Raw genomic sequence first — 21,558 nt, forward strand, 5'->3', positions numbered from 1 at the left:
CGGCCATCGCCAGCGCGAGCCCGGCGGCGCCCACCAGCGCGCTGCCGACGAACACCGGCCGCCGCCCCAGTCGAGCGGACAGGCGGGCCAGCGGATGCAGCGCCAGCATGGTGGCGAGGTACTGGGCCGCCAGCGGCAAGGTGGCCCAGCCGGGCGTGGCGGCGAGATCGACGCTGACCAGCGCCGAGGCAGACAGCATCAGGCTGACGACGGTCATCGCCAGCGCCTGGCTCAGGGCCAGCAGCAGGACATTGCGGTTCATGACGGGCTCCGGAAGATTTTGACCCGCCCATCGTCGCCGGCTAGAGTGATGGCGTAAATGACACAGTTACCTCATTTCATGCCATGACCCGCACCATCCGCTTTCTGGTCTATCCGGATTTCCAGATCCTCGACGCCGCCGGCCCCCTGTCGGCCTTCGAGGCCGCCAACGGCGCGGTGCACGGCGCCTACGCGCTGCAGTTGGTGTCGCGGGACGGCGGGCTGGTCGCCAGCTCCGGCGGCATCCGCCTCGCCACCGAGCCGATGGCGGACGAAACCGAACCCGACACCCTCATCGTGGTGGGCGGCGACGGCGTGTATCCGGCCACCGGCTGCGCCGCCACGGTGGATTTCGTCGCCCGCAGCGGCGCCCGCCTGCGCCGGGTGGCGAGCGTGTGTTCCGGGGCTTTTCTGCTCGCCGCGGCGGGCCTGCTGGATGGCCGCCGGGCGACCACCCACTGGCAGCGCACGCCGGCTTTTGCGAGCCGGTTTCCAAAGGTGAAGCTCGAGGCCGACCGGATCTTCATCCGCGACGGCAAGGTGTGGACGTCCGCCGGCATCAGCGCCGGCATCGACCTGGCCCTGGCGCTCATCGCCGACGACCTGGGCGAGGCCGTCGCCCGCCACGCGGCGCGCCAGTTGGTGGTGTACTACCGCCGCCCGGGCGGGCAGTCGCAGTTCTCCGAGCTGGCCGCCCTGCAGCCCGCCGACGGGCGCTTTGCGGCGCTGCTCGACCACATCCGCAGCCATCTGGACGAACGGCTGGACGTGGATGCGCTGGCCGATAAGGCGTGCATGAGCCCGCGCCACTTTTCGCGGCGCTTCACGGCGGAGGTGGGGGTGTCGCCCGCGCGGGCGGTGGAGCGGCTGCGAGTCGAGGCGGCCGCGGCTGCGCTTGAGAGCGGCGGCGATTCGGTGCAGGCGGTGGCCCGGCGCTGCGGCTTCGGCGATCCGGAACGGATGCGCCGGGCATTCGTGAAGATCCTGGGCGTGCCGCCGTCGGCCCGGCGGCGCGCCGCAGGATGACGCCGGATCAGCCGGCCAGGGCCTGGCGGAACTTGCCGATCACGGTGTCGTAGCGGTTCGGGTCGGTGTCGCAGGGCGCGCCGAACACCGCCGAGCCGGCCACGAAGGTGTCGGCGCCGGCGGCGGCGATCTGGGCGATGTTGTCCACCTTCACGCCGCCGTCCACCTCAAGCAGGATCTGGCGGCCGGTGCGGGCGGTGTAGGCGTCGATCTTGGCGCGGGCCTCGCGCAGCTTGGCGAGGGTGCCGGGAATGAACGACTGGCCGCCGAAGCCCGGGTTCACGCTCATCACCAGCACCACGTCGAGCTTGTCCATCACGTAGTCCATCCAGTTGAGCGGCGTGGCCGGGTTGAACACCAGGCCGGCCTTGCAGCCGCTGTCGCGGATCAGGCCGAGGGTGCGGTCCACGTGCTCGGAGGCTTCCGGATGGAAGGTGATGACGTCGGCGCCGGCCTTGGCGAAGTCGGGCACGATGCGGTCGACGGGCTTGACCATCAGGTGCACGTCGATGGGCGCGGTGGTGTGGGGGCGGATCGCCTCGCAGACGAGCGGGCCGATGGTGAGGTTGGGCACGTAATGGTTGTCCATCACGTCGAAGTGAATCCAGTCGGCACCGGCGGCGATCACCTGGGTGACCTCCTGGCCGAGTTTCGCGAAATCGGCGGAAAGCAGGCTGGGGGCGATGCGGTAGCTCATGGGAAAGGCCCTTGGAGGGGGCGGATGACGGAGGGAGGCCGGCAGTTTACCGCTGGCAACCCGTCACGCCAACGCTGCCGGCGGTTGCAGCGCAGCGGCGATTGGGCTTCAATGAATAACCCCAACCCCGAAACGTACCCCGCACAATGACCACGACACCCAACCGGGAATCCATCCAGGTTACGGCCGTAGCCCGCTTCATCCCCGAGCAGTCCGACGTGGAGGCCAACCGCTACGTCTTCGCCTACCACATCACCATCCGCAACACCGGCAGCGTGACGGCCCAGCTCATCAGCCGCCACTGGATCATCACCGACGCCGAAGGCAAGGTGCAGGAGGTTCAAGGCGCCGGCGTGGTGGGCGAGCAGCCGGTGCTCCAGCCCGGCCAGCAGTTCGAATACACCAGCGGCTGCACCATCGACACCCCGGTGGGCACCATGAAGGGCAGCTACCAGATGGTGGCTGGCGACGGCGCCCGCTTCGACGCCCCCATCGCCGAATTCACCCTGGCGATGCCGCGCACCCTCCACTGAGCCTCACAGCGGCCGGCGCAGCCCGCCCAGCCGGCCGATCAGGCGATCCTGCCAGCGCCCCAGCAGCACCTGCCCGACGATGGCGCCAACCAGCGCCATCGCCATGTCGCTCTGGGTATCCCATGGATCGCCCTGGGTGCCCAGGAAGGCGTCCGCGCCCTGCCCCAGGGCCACCGCGGCGCCCCACTCGATGAGCTCGTAGAGCGCCGAGATCGCCAGGCAGAGGCTGGTGACGATGTAGAACAGCCAGCCGCGCCCGCGCACCACCCGCAGCCGCAGCAGGATCTCCCGCGCCACCATCGCCGGCACCAGCCCCTGCATGAAATGCCCGATGCGGTCGTAGGGGTTGCGATCGAGCGCAAGCACATCCTGCAGCCAGAAGCCGAAGGGCACTTTGGCGTAGGTCCACGCGCCGCCGACGATCAGCACCAGCGCGTGGGCGGCGATCAGCACCTGCAGCAGCGGCGTGAGCGGAAAGCGCCGGTGGGTGGCCACCAGCAGCGGCGCCGCGATCATCACCGGCGCCACCTCCATCCACCAGGTCGTGCGGTCGAAGGGTGCGCGCGCCGACCACGCCAGCGCCGCACCCACGATCCCCAGAAGCACGAAAGGTAGCCGTCCGGCGGGCGTCGTCATGGAACGATCCGATACATAAAAGCCCCGCAGCCGGGGCAAAAGAAATCAATCGACATGCCGTTAACACGCTGCTTTTGATAATTACTCTCGGTGGCCTGCCAGCCCGACACCTGCAGCCCCGATCCGGAGACGAGACATCATGTGGTTCAACGGTACGAAACTCCGCCAACTGGAAACCGAACTTCAGACCGCCCTGGCGCGCGAAGAAGCCCTGAAGGCTGAAGTTGCAGCCCTGCGGGACGAAATTGCTATGCTGCAGCAATCCAGCACCGAACACCAGCAGGCCGCCGCCGGGCAGCTGGCGGTCGTCGAGCGCATGAGCGCCTTCGGAGACTCGCTCACCAACGCCCAGGGCAGCCTGGCCGAAATGGCCAACCTGCTGCGCGCCGAGAAGGACAAGGCCATCGAGGCCGCCCATGTGTCCCACGCCAGCGGCCAGGCCACCACCGAGATCGCCCAGAGCCTGTCGCACCTGGCCACCGAATCCGAAGTCTCCGCCCATCAGGTGGAAAACCTGGCCCAGCGGGCCGACGAGATCAGCACCATCGTCAAGCTGATCCACGACGTGGCCGACCAGACCAACCTGCTGGCCCTCAACGCCGCCATCGAGGCCGCCCGCGCGGGCGAAGCCGGCCGCGGCTTTGCGGTGGTGGCCGATGAAGTGCGCAAGCTCGCCGAACGCACCTCCACCGCCACCCGCGACATCTCCACCCTCGTCACGCGCATCCGCGACGACTCGACCTGCGCCCGCGACAGCATGGAAACCCTGGCCCGCACGGCCAGCGAGTTCAGCGTCCGCGGCCAGACCGCCACCGGCGACATGCAGCGCCTGATGGCCCTCTCCGGCGCCATGGAAGGGGTGATCGCCGGCAGCGCCATGAAGAGCTTCGTCGAGGTGGCCAAGATCGACCACATCGTCTTCAAGTTCCGCATCTACCTGGCCATCTTCGGCATGCTCGACCTGAAGGCCGGCGACGTGGGCGGCCACACCGCCTGCCGCCTCGGCAAGTGGTACTACGAAGGCGAAGGTCAGGCGTGCTTCAGCAAGCTGCCCGGCTACCGGGAGATCGAGCCGCCCCACGTCCGCGTGCACGCCGCCGGCATCGCCGCCCTCGAAGCCAACGCCGCCGGCGATCAGGCCGCCCTGCTGCGCCACCTGGACGAGATGGAGAGCGCCTCGATGCGGGTGCTCGACAACCTCCAGAAGATGGGCGAGACCGCCGTGAGCGATCCCTCCCTGCTCTGCAACGAGCACACGCACACACATTGACGCCCCGGCCATGGCCGCCCAGAATCGGGCGCCATGCCCACCCTCGACACGCTCCTCGCCTTTCTCGGCATCTCGGTCCTGATCACCCTCGCGCCGGGCCCCGACAACCTGATGGTCATCGGCCAGAGCCTGGCCCGCGGCCGCCGCGCCGGGCTGGCCTTCGGGCTCGGCTGCGCGGCCGGCTGCCTCACCCACATCGCCTGGGCCACCCTCGGGGTGGCGGCGCTGATCCGCGCGTCCGCCGGGCTGTTCGCCGCCTTCAAGCTGGCCGGCGCGGCCTGGCTGGTATGGCTGGGCATCCAGGCCCTGCGTAGCGGCGGCGCCCTTTCCCCGGCGGCTGGCAGCCCGCCCCGCCCGTGGCAGCGGGATGTGGCCCGCGGCTTCGTCGCCAACGCCCTCAATCCCAAGGTCGGGCTGTTCTTCCTGGCCTTCCTGCCCCAGTTTGCCGACCCGGCCCTGGGCAGCGTCTCGCTGCAGATGCTCGTCCTCGGCCTCGTGTTCATCGCCCAGACCGTCGTGATCTTCGGCTCGATGGCCTTCGCCGCCGGCCACATCGGCCGCCTGCTCGCCCGCCGCCCCCGCCTCGGCCCCTGGCTCGACCGCCTGTGCGGCGTGCTGTTCATCGGCCTGGCAGTGCGTTTGATGAGGAGTGAAGGGTAAGACGCAACGAGGCCACATCCAGCCCGGCCGCGTCCTCCTGCACCAACCCACGCTCCAACGCCAGCGCACCCTCGTACAGCACAGCCCTCCTCACTCCTTACTCCTTACTCCTCACCGCCCCAATGCGTCGCTCCCCTTCCGGCCCTCCTCCCACTCCCGCCACCGGCGAACGCCACGACTGGCAGACCATCAAGAAGCTGCTGCCCTACCTGTGGGCCTACAAGTGGCGGGTGCTGTTCGCACTCAGCTGCCTGATCGGCGCCAAGTTCGCCAACGTGGCGGTGCCGCTGGTCTTCAAGCAGCTGGTGGATGGGCTCGACATCTCCCGGGACCAGGCCTTCATCGTGGTGCCCGCGGCGCTGCTGGTGGCCTACGGGGCGCTGCGCTTTTCCACCTCGGCCCTCACCGAGCTGCGCGAGCTGGTGTTCGCGCGGGTGACGCAGGAAGCCGTGCGGGAGATCTCGCTGCAGGTGTTCCGGCACCTGCACGCCCTGTCGCTGCGCTTCCACCTGGAGCGCCAGACCGGCGGCCTCACCCGTGACATCGAGCGCGGCACCCGCTCCATCGGCTCGCTGATCAGCTACACCCTGTATTCGATCCTCCCCACCTTCGTCGAGATCGGGCTGGTGGTGGGCATCCTGCTGGTGAAGTACGAACCCAGCTTCGCCCTCATCACGGTGTTCACCCTCACGCTCTACGTCACCTTCACCTTCAAGGTCACCAACTGGCGCACCGCCCTGCGCCGCCAGGCTAACGAGCTGGATTCCGCCGCCAACGCCCGGGCCATCGACAGCCTGATCAACTTCGAGACGGTGAAGTACTTCAACAACGAGGCCTTCGAGACCCGTCGCTACGACACCGAGCTGGCCAAATGGACGGCCGCCCAGATCAAGAACCAGAAGTCCCTGTCGCTGCTCAACGTGGGCCAGGCGGCGATCATCGCCTGCGGCGTCACCGCGATGATGTGGCGCGCCGCCCTGGGCGTGGCCGACGGGCGGATGACCCTCGGCGACCTGGTGCTGGTCAACGCCTTCCTGATCCAGCTCTACATCCCCCTCAACTTCCTGGGCGTGCTGTACCGGGAGATCCGCCAGGCCCTCACCGACATCGAGCGCATGTTCGGGCTGATGGGCACCCACCGCGAAGTGGCTGACGCGCCCGATGCCCAGCCCCTCGCCCGCGGCGCCGCCGACGTGCGCTTCGACCACGTGGGCTTTGCCTACGACCCGGCCCGCAAGATCCTCCACGACGTGGATTTCGCCATCCCCGCCGGGCACACCGTGGCGGTGGTGGGCCACTCCGGCTCGGGCAAATCCACCCTCGCCCGGCTGCTGTTCCGCTTCTACGACGTGCAGGGCGGCGCCGTGCGCATCAACGGCCAGGACATCCGCCAGCTCACCCAGGACAGCCTGCGCGCCGCCATCGGCATCGTTCCGCAGGATACGGTGCTGTTCAACGACACCCTGTTCTACAACATCCAGTACGGCCGCCCCGACGCCAGCCGCGACGAGGTGGAAGCCGCCGCCCGCGCTGCGCAACTGGAAAGCTTCATCGAGCGCCTGCCCGATGGCTGGGAGACCCGCGTCGGCGAGCGCGGCCTCAAGCTCTCGGGGGGCGAGAAGCAGCGCGTCGCCATCGCCCGCACCCTGCTCAAGAACCCCGACATCCTGATCTTCGACGAAGCCACCTCGGCGCTGGATTCGCAAACCGAAAAGGCCATCCAGGCCCAGCTCGACGCCGCCGCCCGCGGCCGCACCACCCTGGTCATCGCCCACCGGCTATCCACCGTGATGAACGCCGACGAGATCATCGTGCTCGACCAGGGCCACATCGTCGAGCGCGGCCACCACACCGACCTGCTCGCCCGGGGCGGCGCCTACGCCCGCATGTGGCAGCTGCAGCAGCAGGAAGAAGCCACCGCTGCAGCCGAAGCCTGAGCCCGCCGGATGAAGGGCGGAGGCCCGTAGATCAAGCATCTGGCGCCTTTCGTCCTTCATCCGATAGTCTCCGCCCTTGATTGGAAGCGTCCCATTGACGGTTGAGACTATCGGATCAGCGATGGAGCCGGCGAGATCGATCATGGCGCGCGCCAGATAATCGATGGCACGACGCCCATCAACGATCTCGCCGCGCCCATCCGTCATCTATCGGCGCCCGTGGATCATCGGGTCCGCCCGATGCTTCATCCTGGCGTGGCGGATGTCGGACTGAAGTCCGACCTACAGGGAGCACCACAGCCCCATCCCCTGCTACAAAGCGCACCACCCGCCCTGTAGGTCGGACTTCAGTCCGACACCACCCCATTCCCCACCGGACAACCGGATCACCAGGCTTAACCCCCGCGTAACAGTCCTTGCGTAGTGTTTCCCGGATTTGCATCCACCGCCTTGCAAGGAGTTGTCCCCATGTTCGCCAAACGTCTGCTGGCCGTCGTCGTGCCGGCCCTGCTCGCCACCAGCCCGGCCGCCCACGCCGGGGTCTCCCTCATCGGCATCGGCCAGCTCGCCGGCTCCGATCTGTCCGGTCTCAGCGGCACCCTCGAAAACGGCGCCGCCGCCAACATTCTGGGCGGCATGGGCTCGGCCATCGCCTGGGCCGGCGGCGACAAGTTCTACGTCACCCCCGATCGCGGCCCCAACGCCAGCAGCTGGAATGCCGCGGTGGATGAAACCACCTCGTGGGTCCCCCGCTACCAGACGGTGAGCCTGGGCCTCGCCAGCGCCGCCTTCACCACCGGCGCCGTCGCCACCCTCAGCCCGAGCCTCACCGCCACCACCCTGCTCTCCAGCACCGACGCGCTCAACTACGGCAGCGCCCCGGTGATCACCGGCAGCAGCGGCCAGCATTACTTCAGCGGCCGCTCCGACGCCTTCGGCGCCGGGCTGTCCACCAACGGCAGCAACGCCCGCTTCGACCCGGAAGGCATCCGCGTGGCCGCCAACGGCCAGAGCGTCTTCATCACCGACGAGTACGGCCCCTACGTCTATCAGTTCGACAAGACCACCGGCAACCGCATCAACGTGTTCACCCTGCCCGAGAAGTTCGCGGTGAGCACCCTGTCGGCCCAGGGCGCCACCGAGATCAGCGCCAACACCAGCGGCCGCGTGGCCAACAAGGGCATGGAAGGCCTCGCCATCACCCCCGACGGCAAGACCCTGGTGGGCGTGATGCAGAGCCCGCTGCTGCAGGACGGCGGCACCGACGCCAGCACCGTGCGCATCGTCACCATCGACATCGCCAGCGGCAAGGTCACCCACGAATACGCCTACAAGCTCGACAACATCGGCACCGTCGCCAAGCCCAAGTACGGCAGCATCAGCGAGATCGTCGCCATCAACGACCACGAGTTCATCCTCGACGAGCGCGACGGCAAGGGCCTGGGCGACGACTCCAAGGCCGTCCAGAAGAAGCTCTACCGCATCGACCTCGCCGGCGCGGCCGATGTCGCGGCCCTCACCGGCGAAGCGGCGCTGGCCCCCAAGGCCGTCACCAAGAGCCTGTTCGTCGATCTGGTCACCCTGCTCAAGGCCAACGGCTTCACCGACCGGACCATCCCGGCCAAGATCGAAGGTCTCGCCTTCGGCCCCGACGTGCTGGTGGACGGCGTGCTGCAGCACACCCTGATCGTTGTGAACGACAACGACTTCCTGGATACCGTGTCGGTGCAGGGCACCCCCACCGCCAACCCCAACCAGTTCTTCGTGCTGGGCATCACCGACGACGTGGTGGCCGGCTTCCAGGCCCAGCAGATCCCCGAGCCCACCAGCCTCGCGCTGGCGGCCCTGGGCCTGGGCGGCCTCGTGCTGCGCCGCCGCCAGCGCTAGGGTGCACGGACACTCACCCAGCCCGGATAGCCGTTGTGAGCAGCCCCCTGGCAAAGGGGCTGGCGTGAATGTCCACAAATCCCGGGCTTCAATGCAGAAGACCCCGTGCCAAGCTATCGTCGGCACGGGGTCTTCAACACAAGAAGGCGGGAAAGCGACGCTCGCAGGCCCCGTCAAGAATCAGAACAGTGGCACCAGCTTGTAGCCCTGCGTCTGCCAGCCGATCAGGGAGATGAAGCCGTCGGCGACGAGTGTCAGCTCCGGCAGCAAGGTCTTGTTGTCGATCTTCAGCACCCGGGTGGCGATGGCGCAGACCTCCTGCCTGACGCCAAGCCCATGCAGCTGGCGCACCATGTCCGCAATCACTTCCAGCGCGTCTTCGTGATCCATCTCAAGCCGGCTATCGGGCTTGGTGGTCAGATAGCCAACCGTTGGCCCGATATAGACGATGATGAAATCGGGGGGCACTCCCTGGCGCACCAGCCCGGCATGCGACTCCTTGATGATGCTCAGGTAAAAAGCGGCCTTTTCCGGGTTATTGAAATCGATCAGAAAGATCCCCTTGCCCTCGGTCACATTGCGCAAGGCCGCAGCGTCATTCACTTCGACAGCCTGGGCATCGACAAGGGTCACGAGGGGGGAAAGTGCCAGCAGGCACAGCAGCAGAAAACGCCTGAAACGCATGGGTATCTCCAATGAGAAGTGATACCGCCAGGCCGCAGCGTGCTGGCACCTGGCGTGGATCAAAGCTGTGCAATGACCTGGTCGAAACCGGCAAACAGCAAGGCTTCGTTACGGTGGGCGCGGGCCAGCAGGCTGCCGCCCTCGAGGGTGGTCAGCAGCAGCTTCGCCAGACCCTGTGCAGTACCCGGCCAGCGGAGTTCGCCCTGCGCGATGCCCGCATCGACCACCCTCGTCAGCCATTCAAGGTGAACATTGAAGTAGCGGGTGGTCATCTTCTGGATCGACTCCGGCAGGACAACCAGCTCGGACGACAGGGCGCAGCACAATGGCCGGAGGTTGTCGTCGAAACCCTCCAGAAAAAGCTGGCTGTAAAGCCTCAACCGGGCCAGCGCGCTCGCCTCCTCGCCTTCAATCCGAGCCAGCGTCTCGACAAAGCGCGCGATGGCCTGCTCTGCGACTTCCTCGGCCAGGCGCTGCTTGCTTGGAAAGTGGTAGTGGATGCTCGCTTTGGTGATGCCGATCTTGTTGGCCAGATCGGCATAGCTGAATGCCGAATAGCCTCCCTGTCGGATGAGCCTTTCGGCCTCGGCAAGGAGATCGGATCGGGTGTTGGCTACCATGGTCGTCGGCATGCTCGGTGATGGATGAGCATCAGATTTTACGGGAGGCAGGCCGGGCCGGACGATCCTGCCCCGCGCGCAATACCAGCCCGATGCCGCCAAGCACGGCGGCACTGGCGAGCAACAGCCGGGCGGTCAGCACCTCGTCGAGAAAGAGGTAGCCAGCGATGCCGGTCAGACAAGGCACGCTCAACTGAACCACCGCGGCGCTGATCCTGGATAGCGAGCGAACGGCACCGTACCAGAGGACGTAGCCGACGCCAGAGGCCAGGCCGCCGGAGATGACCGCGTAGGTGACACCCGCGGCATCCCAATTCATCGACGGCAGCATCGGCAGACAGAACACACCGACCATCAGTAGCGCTCTGGCGAAGTTGCCTGCGGTGCTCTGCTCCGGCGCCTCGCCGCCGCGCCCCAGCAGGGAGTAAACGCCCCAGGCCAGACCGGACAGGATCATCAACGCCGCATAGGCCATCGGCGGCGCCGAAGCGCCCGGCAACAACAAGACCACGATCCCGCAGCAGGCCAGGACAATGCCCAGCACGTGGGCAAGGGCCAGCTTCTCGCCGTTGATCGCCCCCCAGGCAATCATGCACAGCTGCACCGCGCCAAACAGGAGCAGCGCGCCGGTGCCCGCCTCCAGATGGAGATAGGCAAACGAGAAGGCGGTGGCATAGACGGCCAGGGCCAACCCGCCAGCCCAGCTCCCCGAGCGTCTGCTAAAGCGGCCGCGGAGCAGCATCAGCAAAGCCAGGACAATCGCTCCGCCAAGGATCCGGATCAGCGTGAAGCTGGCGGCATCGATCTGGGTTTGCTTGAGCGCCAGACGGCAAAGGATTGAATTGCCGACAAACGCCAGCATCGCCAGACTGAGCCGCAGATACATGACCGACCTCTCGCTCGTCCTGGTCTCAGGCCTGGGCCGGCAGCTTCCTGACCGCATCCAGGACACGGGCCGAGAACACCAGGGCCGCGCCCGCATTGAGGTTGATGGCAACCCCCAGCGCTTCTGCGATTTCCTCCTCGGAAGCGCCGGCCTTTACCGCGGCCTCGGCATGCACCGAGATGCAACCGTCGCAACGGGTGGTGACGGCGCAAGCCAGGGAGATCAATTCGCGGGTCTTTTCGTCGAGGCGCTGGGTCTTGCTCCCGGCCCGGTCAATGGTCAGGACGCCTTTCAGCACCTCCGGGGCAAGCTTTCCAAAGTCCCCGATGCGGCCAAGAATGTCCGAACGAAATTGATTCCAATCCAGCATGATTGATTTCCTTGAGGTTTGAAGAATTCGCGCCCTTTAGACGGGGGGCGCATTTCCCGTAATGCGGCAGCCGAAGGCCTTAATGGGCGTGTGCTTTTTCCAGCACTTCAAGCTCGATGGCCGGATACAGATGCCCGACCGAGCGCCGGTATTCGTCCGGCGCCATCGGCAACTGCTTGAATCGCGACGGCAGCGGGCTGGCGATGACTTCCGTCATATCCATGCCGGTGGCGGCTGATGCACGCAGAAAGCCGGTGAGCCAGGTCAGCCAGTCTCTGGTGCGGGCGATGGCCGAGGCATCGCGCGTCACTGCGCCGTGCCCCGGAACAAGCGCCCGAAAGGTGGACGCCCGGGTCAGCTGCTCGAGCTCGGACAACGAGCGCAGCCAGCGCTCGACCTGCGCGTGCGGCGTCGTCGGCGCCCGGTCGTTGAAGACCAGATCACCCGCAAACAGCACACCGCTCGACGCATCGTAGATCGCCAGATCAGCCCCCGTATGCCCCTCGAGGGCCAGGATCTGCAGGTGACGCCCGGCAATATCAAGGGCGCCTCCCCCGATGTTGCGGGTGGGCAGGAACACCTCGGTGCCGGCCATCCAGTCTCCACTCATCCGATAGAGGTTCTCGGCAAAGGCATTGCCTTCGGCGGCCATGGCTTTCTGGATCTCCGCCAAGGTCGCAACGGGTACGTCCGAGAACGCCTGATTGCCCAGAAAATGATCCGGGTGGTGATGGGTGTTCAAGACCAGAACGACAGGCTTGCGGGTGACCCGACCGATCGCCGCCCGCATTTGCTGCCCGTAGCGCAGCGACGGGCCGGTATCGACGACGATCACGCCATCCGGCGCGACAATGAACCCGGTATTGACAATGTTGCCGCCATTCTCGGTATTGAAATCGGTCGTCTGACCGACAAAGGCGTAAACACCCGCGGCTATTTCCTGCGGCACCAGCTGGTAATTGAAGTCAGCGGCATGGGCAAATGCCGACACCCAGGCCACGAAAGCGAGAACGAGATTTTTCATGGCGCAACCCGCACGTCGAACATGTTGCCGTTGTTGTCGCGGCCGCTGACCATCAGGCTGCCCTGCACGGCCCCACGATTCAGTGTGAACACCGGGTTCTCGCTGACTGGCTGGGAGATCTCCAGACGCATCAGGCGCTTTCCGGCGTCGTCCTTCAGGACGACCTCCTCGAGGTGAAAGGCCGGTACGCCCGCCATCAGCCCGGTATCCATCGGATGGATGATCCGCAACCGAACCCGGCCGGACATCGGCCCTTCGCTCCAGGTCCGCGCGGTCACCTCGTTGAGGCGTTTCTGCCACTCGGACGAGGTCGACGCGGCCGACGGCGCCGTGCAGCCGCCACCGGTGGTATTCACCCAGACCCCGCCAACGTGCCACACACCATCGGCCGTTTTGGCCGCAGCGCGAACCGGGGACGACTGCTGCAGCTTGGCCCGGAAGCCCAGATAGGCGCTGGTTGATTCCGGATAGAACCTGAGGATTTCCAGGATGGGGTTGAAGTCGGCAAAGACCAGAACCTCCTTGACGCCGGTCAGCGCTGTCGCATCGACCGTAATCGGAACCTGCAGCGGATTCTCTGCAAGCCCGGACGAGATCACCTTCACGCGTTCGTCGAACTGGACCGGCCCATCCGACAGGAAATCCCGCTCCATGTCCTTCCACCTTGCCGAGCCCAGCGGATCAGCCGTTTCTTTTCCGTGCGCGATTGCAGGATTGCCGCCACACGTCAGTGCTAGAAGCACGGCAATCAAGCTTGCTGCGAGCCTCATGGCCCCCTCCTTTGACAGTTGTTGAATCCCCCCGATGAAGGCTGGCGCCCCCGGCTTGGCCGGATTGCACCTGGCCGCGAACAGACTCTACCTACCAGTTGGTAGATTTGCAAGCGGTCTCTCGTTTTCATCTGACCCGTCTTCCTGGCCACAGACGCCGGATAACCCCCATGACATCAAAGAGACCCCGGCGACCACATCGCCTGCTTCTGGCCGGGTGATTACGCCAATTGCGCCGTCGCAGGGCCTGACCGCCCCGGCCAGAAAGTAAAAAAGCCCGCGTCGGCGGGCCTTTTCAATGATCGGAGCGAAACTTCAGCAGCGCCCCGTAAGCAGGAACACCGGGTAATCCCGCTGGGGCTTCCTCACCACGCTGGCCGACACCACCGCCACCTCGCCAAAACCCGCTTCTTCGGCAATCCGGCTGATCGCGGCCCGATCGAAACCGTTGTGGAAGACGCCGGTGTCCTCACTATGGAAGCTGCCGTCCTCGGCATCCAGATCGGCCAGGGCGATGAAGCCGCCGTCCTTGAGCATGGCCCGGAAGCGCCGGAAGATCGCGCCGATGTCTTCCACGTGATGCAGGGTCATCGACGAGATGATCCCGTCGAAGGGCCCGTCGATGGCCTCCTGCACCAGATCCACCGGGCGAATGTCGACCGGGCAGCCCAGGTGCGGAATCTTCTCGGCCAGCTGGCGGTTCATGGATTCGGACACATCCACCGCGGTGATCTTCCCCACGTGGGGCGCGATGCGCTCCAGCAGCAGCCCGGTGCCGGAGCCGAAATCCATCAGGTGCATGCTGCGGTCGAGGCGGATGGTGGCCTGCAGCACCTCGGCGATCGCCGCCACGTTGTCGACGCGGGCGGTGTTCTGGTCGAAGCTCGCCGCCTTGTGGGCAAAGTAATCCCTGGACATGGTCTTCCTGCAATGAAGTGCGCGGGCGCGCGAAGCGTGGATTGTGACCCGGCCGGGCCGCCCGGGGAAAGTCAGCCGGCTTTCGGCTTCTTCGGTTTCTTCGGCTTGGGCAGCGGCAATGCGTCGGCGGTCAGGCGGATCAGCCGGGCAAACCAGTCCCGCTCGTCCAGCTCGTCGGCGATCAGCATCCACGGCTTGGCGCCGGGATACGGAAAGCCCTCGGTCACCGTGCCCACCCATGCCGCGCCCGCCAAGGTGGGCTTCACGAACACCTGGTTGTCGCACACCAGTGCCACCACCTTGCCCTCGCAGTACAGCGCGTACTCGCCGAACATCTTGCGGTAGCTCATGCTCCCCGCCGATGCGGCCTGATCCGCCACGTATTCGATGAACTCCCGCTCGGTTGCCATGCACAGCCTCTTCCTCGATCACACGGGGCGCAGCTTGCCCGCACTCGCCACCCATTCCAAGCCCTGTACGCACCCTTTGCAGGTAGGACTTCAGTCCGACACCACTGCTCGATCCGGCCGGGTCTGTCGGACTGAAGTCCGACCTACAATGGCGCCCTCCGCGCCTTGGGGCACAATAGCCCCGCCGTCACCCGCCGCCTGCTCATGCCCGCCCTTTCCCGCAGCATCGCCCACCTGGACATGGACGCCTTCTTCGCGTCGGTCGAGCTGCTGCGCTACCCGCAACTGCGCGGCCAGGCGGTGGTGGTGGGCGGACGCCGGGCCGGCGGCGATGGCGAGGATTTCCCGCGCCTCGCCACCTACGTGGGCCGGGGCGTCATCACCACTGCCACCTACGAGGCCCGGGCGCTGGGCGTGCATTCGGGCATGGGGCTGATGAAGGCCGCCCAGCTGGCGCCCGAGGCGATCCTGCTCTCCGCCAACTTCGACGCCTACCGGCATTACTCGCGGCTCTTCAAGGCCGCCGTGCGGGCCCTCGCGCCGCAGGTGGAAGACCGCGGCATCGACGAGATCTACATCGACCTCTCCGCCCTCAACCCCGACGGCAGCGTGAACGGCGCCCGGCAGATCGCCATGCAGCTCCAGCAGGCGGTGCGGGACGCCACCGGGCTCTCGTGCTCCCTCGGCGTTGCGCCCAACAAGCTGCTCGCCAAGCTGTGCTCCGACCTGGACAAGCCCGCCGGGATCACCGTGGTCACCGCCGACGACCTGCCCGCGCGCATCTGGCCGCTGCCCGCCAAGCGCATCAACGGCATCGGCCCCAAGGCCGCGGCGCGGCTGGAGGAGCTGGGCATCGTCACCATCGGCGAGCTCGCCGGCGCCGACCCGGCCTGGCTGCAGGATCACTTCGGCGAGCGCTACGGGGTGTGGCTGTCCCGCGCGGCGCGGGGCGAGGACGAGCGCCCGGTGGTCACCGAGAGCGAGCCCAAGAGCCTCTCCCGCGAGACCACCTTCGAGCGCGACCTCCACCCCAAGAACGACCGGCCGGAGCTGTCCACCCGCTTCACCCGCCTGTGCGAACAGCTCGCCGACGACCTCACCCGCAAGGGCTACGTGGGCAAGACGGTGGGCCTCAAGCTGCGCTTCGACAACTTCCACACCGTCACCCGCGACCAGACCCTGCCGATGCCCGTGGGCGACGCCGCGGCGATCCGCAAGGCTGCCGGCGAATGCCTCAAGCGCGTGCCGCTCGATCGGCGCATCCGCCTGCTGGGGGTGAAGGTGAGCAGCCTGATCCGGCGCGACGCCGCGCCCCTACCCGACGAGCGGCCCACCCAGGGGGAACTCTTCGACTGACGACGGCCCCGGCCGGCTTACGCCCCCCGGAAAAACCCCAACACCACCCCACCCCGGCCAAAGTCGGACTAAAGTCTGGCCTTCAGCACAACAAGACCTCAGGAGTACGGCATGACCCACCCGACGCTCGAAACCGCCCTGCCCGCAGCCATCGAGCCCTGGCGCCAGAATCTCCGCGGCGAACACGACGCCCTGCTGCGCGGCCCGCGCGCCGACTGGTGGTGGACCGGCCTCGCCCCGTCCGCCTGCCCCGGCTGCCAGCCCGCCGGCACCCTCACGGCCTTGCCCGCGCCCAACCTCGCCACCAGTACCCGCGCCGAAGTGCTCGCCGCCTTCGACAACGGCTGGACGCTCACCGAGATCCTGTTCTCCGCGCTGCAGGGCGAGGAAGCCTTCTACCGGCCGCCCTATCACCACCTGCGCCACCCGATGATCTTTTACTACTGTCATCCGGCGGCGCTCTACATCAACAAGCTGCGGGTGGCCGGGCTGATCCCGGCGCCCATCAACCCCTACTTCGAGCGCATCTTCGAAACCGGCGTGGATGAGATGCGCTGGGACGACATGTCCAAGAACGAGATGCTGTGGCCCAGCTTTGCCGAGGCCCACACCTATCGCCAGCAGGTCTACACCACCGTCCGTCAGCTCATCGAGACCCACCCGGATCTCGCCGACGGCCACGCCCCGATCACCATGAACCACCCCCTGTGGGCGCTGTTCATGGGCTTCGACCACGAGCGCATCCACCTCGAAACCTCGTCGGTGCTGATCCGTGAGCTGCCCCTGGCCCTCCTCGCCCGCCCCGCCCAGTGGCCCCAGCTTCACACCAGCGCCGGCGCCGAGACGGGCTTTCCGCCCAAGGCCGGGCAGGATTACCCGACGCCCCGCGTCATCGACATCGCCACCACCGCCGTGCGAATGGGCAAGCCGGTGGATTGGCCCAGCTTTGGCTGGGACAACGAGTACGGCGAGCGCCGCGTGGGCGTGCAGGCCTTCAAGGTCGAAGACCAGCTGGTGAGCAACGGCGCCTTCCTCGAGTTCATCCAGTCCGGCGGCTACCTCGAACCCCGCTGGTGGACCGAAGCCGGCTGGGCCTGGCGCGGTTTCCGCAACAGCAAGTGGCCGTGCTTCTGGGTGCCCGAAGGCCCCGCCGGCCTGCACCGCTACCGCCTGCGCACGCTGTTCGAGACCATCCCCATGCCCTGGAACTGGCCTGCCGAGGTCAACGCCCATGAGGCGATGGCCTACTGCGCCTGGCGCAGCCATCGCGACGGCGTGCCCTGCCGCCTGCCCACCGAAGCCGAGCACCAGGCCATGCGCGACGCGGCGTGGGCCGACACCGACCCGGCCTCCCGCGCCGACGGCGCCACCCTCGGCCGCGAGACGGGTTGGAACGCCCAGCTCGCCTGCGGATCGCCCTGGCCGGTGGACGCCGGCACGCCCGCCGCCAGCGGCGTGCGCGACGTGTTCGGCAACGTGTGGCAGTGGATCGGCGACGACTTCAACCCGCTGTCCGGCAGCAAGGTCCATCCCTACTACGACGATTTCTCGACCCCCTGCTACGACGGCCAGCACCAGATGATGCTCGGCGGCTCGTGGGTGTCGTGCGGCGACGAGGCCAGCGTGTGGGCACGCTTCCACTTCCGCCCGCACTTCTTCCAGCACGCCGGCTTCCGCGTCGTGCAGGCCGATCACGACGGCGGCGTGGTGAAGCTGGCCGCCGCCGACGCCGGCCGGCAGGTGTACGAAGACGCCCGCATCGTCGACGAATACATGCTCCTCCACCACGGCGCCCCGGCCATCCAGATGCCCTGGCCCGGCGGCCCCCAGTGTTCCACCGCCTTCCCCCAGCGCTGCGCCCACTGGCTGCAGGAAGGCGCCGAACGCTACGGCAGCGGCACCGCCCGGGCGCTGGACATCGGCTGCGCGGTGGGCGGCGCGAGCTTCGAGCTCGCCCGCAGCTTTGAATCGGTGCTGGGCGTCGATCTCTCCCGCGCCTTCATCGACGCCGCCGAAGAGCTCCAGAAAACCGGCAGCCGCGCCTACTTCCGCCGCGACGAGGGCGACCTGGGCGAAACCGTCACCGCACGCATCGACCCCGCCATCGACCGCAGCCGGGTGAGCTTCCGCCAGGCCGACGCCTGTTCGCTGCCCGCCGAGCTGGTGGATTTCGACGCCGTGATGCTGGCCAACCTGCTGTGCCGCCTGCCCAGCCCCAAGTCGCTCCTCGGCCGGCTCGGCGGCCACCGCGGGCTCGTCAAGGTGGGCGGCCTCGTCGCCCTGTTCTCGCCCTATTCGTGGCTGGAGCAATTCACCCCGCGGGAGGCGTGGCTCGGCGGCTACAGCAGCAACGGCGCCGCCATCAAGAGCGCCGACGCCCTCAAGGCCTTCCTGCGGGACGAAGGCTTCGTGCTCCGCCGCGAGGAAGAAGTCCCCCTGGTGATCCGCGAACACCGCCGCAAGTACCAGTTCATCGTCACCCACGGGATGCTCTGGCAGCGGGAAAGTTGACCTTTGGCAAGGGTGCTCGCCAACACCCTTGCATACCCGATCCGGCAGGCGTTGAATGATCTTCAGATAGGGCGTGGGCTGGTTTCCGCGCCCGCCTGATGAAAGGTCGCGCCATGAAACGCCTTGCCTTTGGTCTGTTGTTCTCGCTTCTTGCGGCGGGTCTTGCCCCCGACGCCATCGCCGAGAGCGCTGCTACAGCGTCGGTTGATCTGGTCTACCGGGATCGCCAGCTTGCCAGCTACATCACCGGCAGCTGGTATGTGGACTCGCTTGATGGCGGCTCGCCCTTGAGCCAGGACTTCACCTACGCCGCCGACGGCACGTTCATCGGGGTCGTGAAGCAAACCAACCCGCAACTCGGCTCGGCGGCACTTGAGTACCGCGGTACGTGGTTGGTCGACGGCGAGACGATCGACGGCACGGTACGCAGGGCGTCAAATCCCGCAATCAAGGTGCCGTTCTCCGAACGCTTCCAGATCACCCCGGTGGATGCGGATCATCTGATTTCAACCGCGATGAGCAGCGGCGCACGCACCGTGTTCTCGCGCAGCCCCGAAACCACCGAGGACCACCTGCTGCGCATGAAGGAGGCCGTGCCCGATCCTGGCGGTGACGACGCGTGGGTCGAGATCGCACGCTCGCCGGCAGGCAGCATGTCCTACGACAAGCGCACCCTGGATCGACGCGGTCACATCGTGGGTGCATGGATACGGGCAGTGTTGAGCGACGCCACCGTCGCCGAGATGGAGAAACAATCCTCCGCTGGACAACACATGCCCGCGTTCAAGGCGATCCGCACCTATTCGCTCATCGACTGCCAGCGAAATCTGACGAAGGTGCGGCAGGTACGCGTCACGATGCCCGATGGAAGCGACGTCACGGTGAACGCACCGGCCGGCGCGCCCGAGCGGTGGACGCGCTTCAATCCGGACATGGCCCAGAACAGCGGCCCTGGCACCGTCTGCAACGTGAAGCCCTGACCCAGCGAGGAGCGCATCATGAAAACGATCAATCTGCGAGGCTTCGCGGCCGCGTTGCTGCTGACGGCGCTTACCATCATGCCGGCGCCGGCGGCCTCTCCAGCGGCCTCCCCGGTGACGCTGGTGCCTGCCGAAACCACCGTCGACGCCGGCCTGGCCAACCTGCTCTTAGGCACCTGGTGGGCCGACGACATCAAGGAAAACGGCTCGCTATCCATCGAGCGCACGTATCTGCGCAACGGGCGTTTCATGAGCACGACCGCCTTTCACCCGGCGGTCGACCGCATCGCCACCAGCGAGATGGCCCGCCCCCAGAACGCAGAGGGGAAGTGGCGGATCGAGCAGGACGTGCTCATCGAGGAGATCGAACGCAGCATCCCACCGAGCGAGCCCGCGGCCCAGACGAGCCGGCGCCGGGTGCGCGTGGAAGGCCCGGACCACATCCACCTGCTCCCGGTGGAGGGCAGCGGCGCCGAAATCGTCCTTTACCGCAAGCCGCTGACCACAGCGGCCCATGTTCGCGCCGTCCTTGCTCCCGTCCCGGAACCCGGCACCCCGGGCGACTGGGTCGTGTTCGACCAGGACCGCATGAACGTGTCGCACTACGACAAATCCACGATCACCCGGAACGGCGATTTCGTTGCCGTCTGGACGCGCTCCCGGCTGACGCCGGTCGGACTCGCGAAATCCCGCGAGCTTGCCGCCGCCACACCTCAGGAGGCGAACCGGATCGTGGAAGTGGGCGAGATGCGTCGGATCATCGACTGCCGGCTCCGGCTCGTGAAGAATCGCCAGATCAGGATTCGTTTTTACGGCGGCGAGCAACTCACCAGCAACTACCTGACGGACTCGCCCCTCGAATGGGATCGCATCAGGGCACAGTTCGACGACGCCACGGTGCTGGCGGGGCAAGTCTGCCCCGTGTCGGCAACGACCGGACGCTGACCCACAACGGCGCTTCTACGCAATCCAACGTATTTCCCGCTCCCTGCCGCGTCCGTAATCTGGGGATTCCCGATAAGGAGTCCCCAGATGAACCGCGAAGAAGTCACCGACCTGATCGTCACCCGCAAGATCGAGAAGAAGCTGACCTGGGCCAAGCTGGCCGAGATCGTCGGCCACAGCAAGGAATGGAGCACCGCCGCGCTGCTGGGCCAGATGACCCTGACCGAAGCCGAGGCGAAGGCCGTCGGCGCGGCGCTGGATCTGCCGGACGAGGCCGTCACCCAGCTGCAGGTGGTGCCCTACAAGGGCTCGCTGCCCAGCGCGGTGCCCACCGACCCGCTGATCTACCGCTTCTACGAGCTCATCAACGTGTATGGCACCACCTTCAAGGCGCTGATCCACGAGGAGTTCGGCGACGGCATCATGAGCGCCATCGACTTCAACATGGATCTGACCCGCGAGCCCGACCCGAAGGGCGACCGGGTGCGCATCACCATGAGCGGCAAGTTCCTGCCCTACAAGACCTACTGAAAGCCCGAGTGAACGCACGAAGCCCCGGCCTGCCGCAGCGGGCCGGGGCTTCGGGGCATGCCGTCGGCGCTCAGGCGCGCAGCAGGGCCTTCACCAGCCGCTCGGAAAGCTGGTCTTCGGTGAACTGCGGCTCGTTGGGCGGATAGAGCGAGTTCTCCTCGATCTCGAAGCCTTCGGCCAGGGCCAGGGCGCGCAGCTCCTTGATCTTCTGGCAGGCCTTCAGTTGGGCGCCCAGTTCTGCGGTGGCGCGGGCTTTGTCGGAAAAGGCTTTGATGGGTGCGACGGACATGCTGACTCCTTGTGGGTGGTGAGCACCGACATTCACGAAACCCGCCTCACGCCGGGTAGTCGAGGCATTCCTCTTCCCCGTTGGCGTCGTGGATGAGGGCCTGCGCAAGCCGGCCATCGGCGTGATACCGGTACTCGTGACACACCTCGATCTCGCCATAGACGACCTTCTCGCACCGCACCAGCCGGCCGTCGGCATCGAAGCCGCCCCGGTAGAAGGTGTTGCGGTTGCGCATGTCCTCGCTCGCCAGCTCGCCGACGAGCTTGAGGGGCAGGCGCACGCCGCTGTAGCTGGTGAAGTAGCGCGTGGTGACGTTGCTGGCCGTCATGGTGGGATGAGCCGTGTCGGGTTGTTGAC

The 21,558-nt window shown here is 66.9% G+C and carries 23 protein-coding genes and 2 pseudogenes; 12 read left to right on the top strand and 13 right to left on the bottom strand.

All coding sequences use genetic code 11. The features are described from left to right. Window positions 1-262 (bottom strand): annotated as a pseudogene (locus tag QQK25_RS16730) (MFS transporter); the annotation flags it as partial. An 83-nt stretch (window positions 263-345) separates the two neighbouring features. Between QQK25_RS16730 and QQK25_RS16735 the strand changes: the two are divergent. Continuing rightward, the gene (locus tag QQK25_RS16735) at window positions 346-1,287 is read left to right on the top strand and encodes a GlxA family transcriptional regulator (protein ID WP_284188951.1); all 942 of its coding nucleotides are present in this window, start codon (window positions 346-348) and stop codon (window positions 1,285-1,287) included. Between the two features lie 7 nt (window positions 1,288-1,294). Here the strand turns inward: QQK25_RS16735 and rpe are convergent, their stop codons facing one another. Then, window positions 1,295-1,984, bottom strand: coding sequence for a ribulose-phosphate 3-epimerase (gene rpe, locus QQK25_RS16740; protein WP_284188952.1), 690 nt, complete (start codon window positions 1,982-1,984; stop codon window positions 1,295-1,297). A gap of 146 nt (window positions 1,985-2,130) precedes the next feature. Here rpe and apaG point away from each other — a divergent pair, with 146 nt between their 5' ends. Next, complete coding sequence (gene apaG, locus QQK25_RS16745) at window positions 2,131-2,517, top strand: Co2+/Mg2+ efflux facilitator ApaG/CorD (protein ID WP_284188953.1); 387 nt, start codon at window positions 2,131-2,133, stop codon at window positions 2,515-2,517. A 3-nt stretch (window positions 2,518-2,520) separates the two neighbouring features. On the opposite strand, the gene QQK25_RS16750 is transcribed toward apaG, so the two are convergent. Then, a complete protein-coding gene (locus QQK25_RS16750) occupies window positions 2,521-3,153 on the bottom strand; it encodes a DUF2238 domain-containing protein (protein ID WP_284188954.1) in 633 nt (210 codons plus the stop codon). Window positions 3,154-3,520: 367 nt separating this feature from the next. Between QQK25_RS16750 and QQK25_RS24335 the strand changes: the two are divergent. From QQK25_RS24335 to QQK25_RS16770, 5 genes and pseudogenes are all read left to right on the top strand, one after another. Beyond that, window positions 3,521-3,931: pseudogene (locus tag QQK25_RS24335) on the top strand (methyl-accepting chemotaxis protein); the annotation flags it as partial. Window positions 3,932-4,030: 99 nt separating this feature from the next. Next, window positions 4,031-4,423, top strand: a complete 393-nt coding sequence (locus QQK25_RS24340; protein WP_438696490.1) for a CZB domain-containing protein — start codon at window positions 4,031-4,033, stop codon at window positions 4,421-4,423. Between the two features lie 33 nt (window positions 4,424-4,456). Continuing rightward, on the top strand, window positions 4,457-5,083 hold the full coding sequence (locus QQK25_RS16760) for a LysE family translocator (RefSeq protein WP_284188956.1): 627 nt from the start codon (window positions 4,457-4,459) through the stop codon (window positions 5,081-5,083). 122 nt (window positions 5,084-5,205) lie between these two features. Next, on the top strand, window positions 5,206-7,020 hold the full coding sequence (locus QQK25_RS16765) for an ABCB family ABC transporter ATP-binding protein/permease (RefSeq protein WP_284188957.1): 1,815 nt from the start codon (window positions 5,206-5,208) through the stop codon (window positions 7,018-7,020). 468 nt (window positions 7,021-7,488) lie between these two features. Then, on the top strand, window positions 7,489-8,907 hold the full coding sequence (locus QQK25_RS16770) for an esterase-like activity of phytase family protein (protein WP_284188958.1): 1,419 nt from the start codon (window positions 7,489-7,491) through the stop codon (window positions 8,905-8,907). Window positions 8,908-9,087: 180 nt separating this feature from the next. On the opposite strand, the gene QQK25_RS16775 is transcribed toward QQK25_RS16770, so the two are convergent. From QQK25_RS16775 to QQK25_RS16810, 8 genes are all read right to left on the bottom strand, one after another. Next, complete coding sequence (locus tag QQK25_RS16775; protein ID WP_284188959.1) at window positions 9,088-9,591, bottom strand: DsrE family protein; 504 nt, start codon at window positions 9,589-9,591, stop codon at window positions 9,088-9,090. Between the two features lie 59 nt (window positions 9,592-9,650). Further along, window positions 9,651-10,211 (bottom strand): TetR/AcrR family transcriptional regulator, encoded by a 561-nt coding sequence (locus QQK25_RS16780; protein WP_284188960.1) that lies wholly within the window; start codon window positions 10,209-10,211, stop codon window positions 9,651-9,653. A gap of 31 nt (window positions 10,212-10,242) precedes the next feature. Beyond that, window positions 10,243-11,097: a DMT family transporter gene (locus QQK25_RS16785; RefSeq protein ID WP_284188961.1), complete on the bottom strand. Its 855-nt coding sequence runs from the start codon at window positions 11,095-11,097 to the stop codon at window positions 10,243-10,245. A gap of 25 nt (window positions 11,098-11,122) precedes the next feature. After that, on the bottom strand, window positions 11,123-11,467 hold the full coding sequence (locus QQK25_RS16790) for a carboxymuconolactone decarboxylase family protein (protein WP_284188962.1): 345 nt from the start codon (window positions 11,465-11,467) through the stop codon (window positions 11,123-11,125). 79 nt (window positions 11,468-11,546) lie between these two features. Next, a complete protein-coding gene (locus tag QQK25_RS16795) occupies window positions 11,547-12,491 on the bottom strand; it encodes a quinoprotein relay system zinc metallohydrolase 1 (RefSeq protein WP_284188963.1) in 945 nt (314 codons plus the stop codon). Beyond that, window positions 12,488-13,261, bottom strand: a complete 774-nt coding sequence (locus tag QQK25_RS16800) for a quinoprotein dehydrogenase-associated SoxYZ-like carrier (RefSeq protein WP_284188964.1) — start codon at window positions 13,259-13,261, stop codon at window positions 12,488-12,490. The genes QQK25_RS16795 and QQK25_RS16800 overlap by 4 nt, the downstream gene beginning before the upstream one ends. A 315-nt stretch (window positions 13,262-13,576) precedes the next feature. Then, a complete protein-coding gene (locus QQK25_RS16805) occupies window positions 13,577-14,179 on the bottom strand; it encodes a class I SAM-dependent DNA methyltransferase (protein WP_284188965.1) in 603 nt (200 codons plus the stop codon). A gap of 71 nt (window positions 14,180-14,250) precedes the next feature. After that, window positions 14,251-14,589, bottom strand: a complete 339-nt coding sequence (locus QQK25_RS16810) for a TfoX/Sxy family protein (RefSeq protein ID WP_284188966.1) — start codon at window positions 14,587-14,589, stop codon at window positions 14,251-14,253. 204 nt (window positions 14,590-14,793) lie between these two features. Here QQK25_RS16810 and dinB point away from each other — a divergent pair, with 204 nt between their 5' ends. The 5 genes from dinB (at window position 14,794) to cynS (ending at window position 20,912) form a co-directional block, all read left to right on the top strand. Next, window positions 14,794-15,945, top strand: a complete 1,152-nt coding sequence (dinB, locus tag QQK25_RS16815) for a DNA polymerase IV (RefSeq protein ID WP_284188967.1) — start codon at window positions 14,794-14,796, stop codon at window positions 15,943-15,945. A 111-nt stretch (window positions 15,946-16,056) separates the two neighbouring features. Then, window positions 16,057-18,456: a 5-histidylcysteine sulfoxide synthase gene (gene ovoA, locus QQK25_RS16820; RefSeq protein WP_284188968.1), complete on the top strand. Its 2,400-nt coding sequence runs from the start codon at window positions 16,057-16,059 to the stop codon at window positions 18,454-18,456. Window positions 18,457-18,569: 113 nt separating this feature from the next. Then, the gene (locus QQK25_RS16825) at window positions 18,570-19,436 is read left to right on the top strand and encodes a hypothetical protein (RefSeq protein WP_284188969.1); all 867 of its coding nucleotides are present in this window, start codon (window positions 18,570-18,572) and stop codon (window positions 19,434-19,436) included. A gap of 18 nt (window positions 19,437-19,454) precedes the next feature. Continuing rightward, window positions 19,455-20,381 (top strand): hypothetical protein, encoded by a 927-nt coding sequence (locus tag QQK25_RS16830; protein WP_284188970.1) that lies wholly within the window; start codon window positions 19,455-19,457, stop codon window positions 20,379-20,381. A gap of 87 nt (window positions 20,382-20,468) precedes the next feature. Further along, entirely contained in the window at window positions 20,469-20,912 is a 444-nt protein-coding gene (gene cynS / locus QQK25_RS16835; RefSeq protein WP_284188971.1) for a cyanase, read from the top strand. A gap of 70 nt (window positions 20,913-20,982) precedes the next feature. Here cynS and QQK25_RS16840 read toward each other — a convergent pair whose 3' ends face one another. Both QQK25_RS16840 and QQK25_RS16845 read right to left on the bottom strand, forming a co-directional pair. Further along, window positions 20,983-21,201: a Nif11-like leader peptide family natural product precursor gene (locus QQK25_RS16840; RefSeq protein WP_153160082.1), complete on the bottom strand. Its 219-nt coding sequence runs from the start codon at window positions 21,199-21,201 to the stop codon at window positions 20,983-20,985. A gap of 46 nt (window positions 21,202-21,247) precedes the next feature. After that, window positions 21,248-21,529: a DUF6156 family protein gene (locus QQK25_RS16845; protein WP_284188972.1), complete on the bottom strand. Its 282-nt coding sequence runs from the start codon at window positions 21,527-21,529 to the stop codon at window positions 21,248-21,250. Window positions 21,530-21,558 lie beyond the last annotated feature (29 nt).

The sequence above is a fragment of the Zoogloea oryzae genome (genome assembly GCF_030161255.1).
In the GTDB taxonomy this organism is placed as follows: domain Bacteria; phylum Pseudomonadota; class Gammaproteobacteria; order Burkholderiales; family Rhodocyclaceae; genus Zoogloea; species Zoogloea oryzae.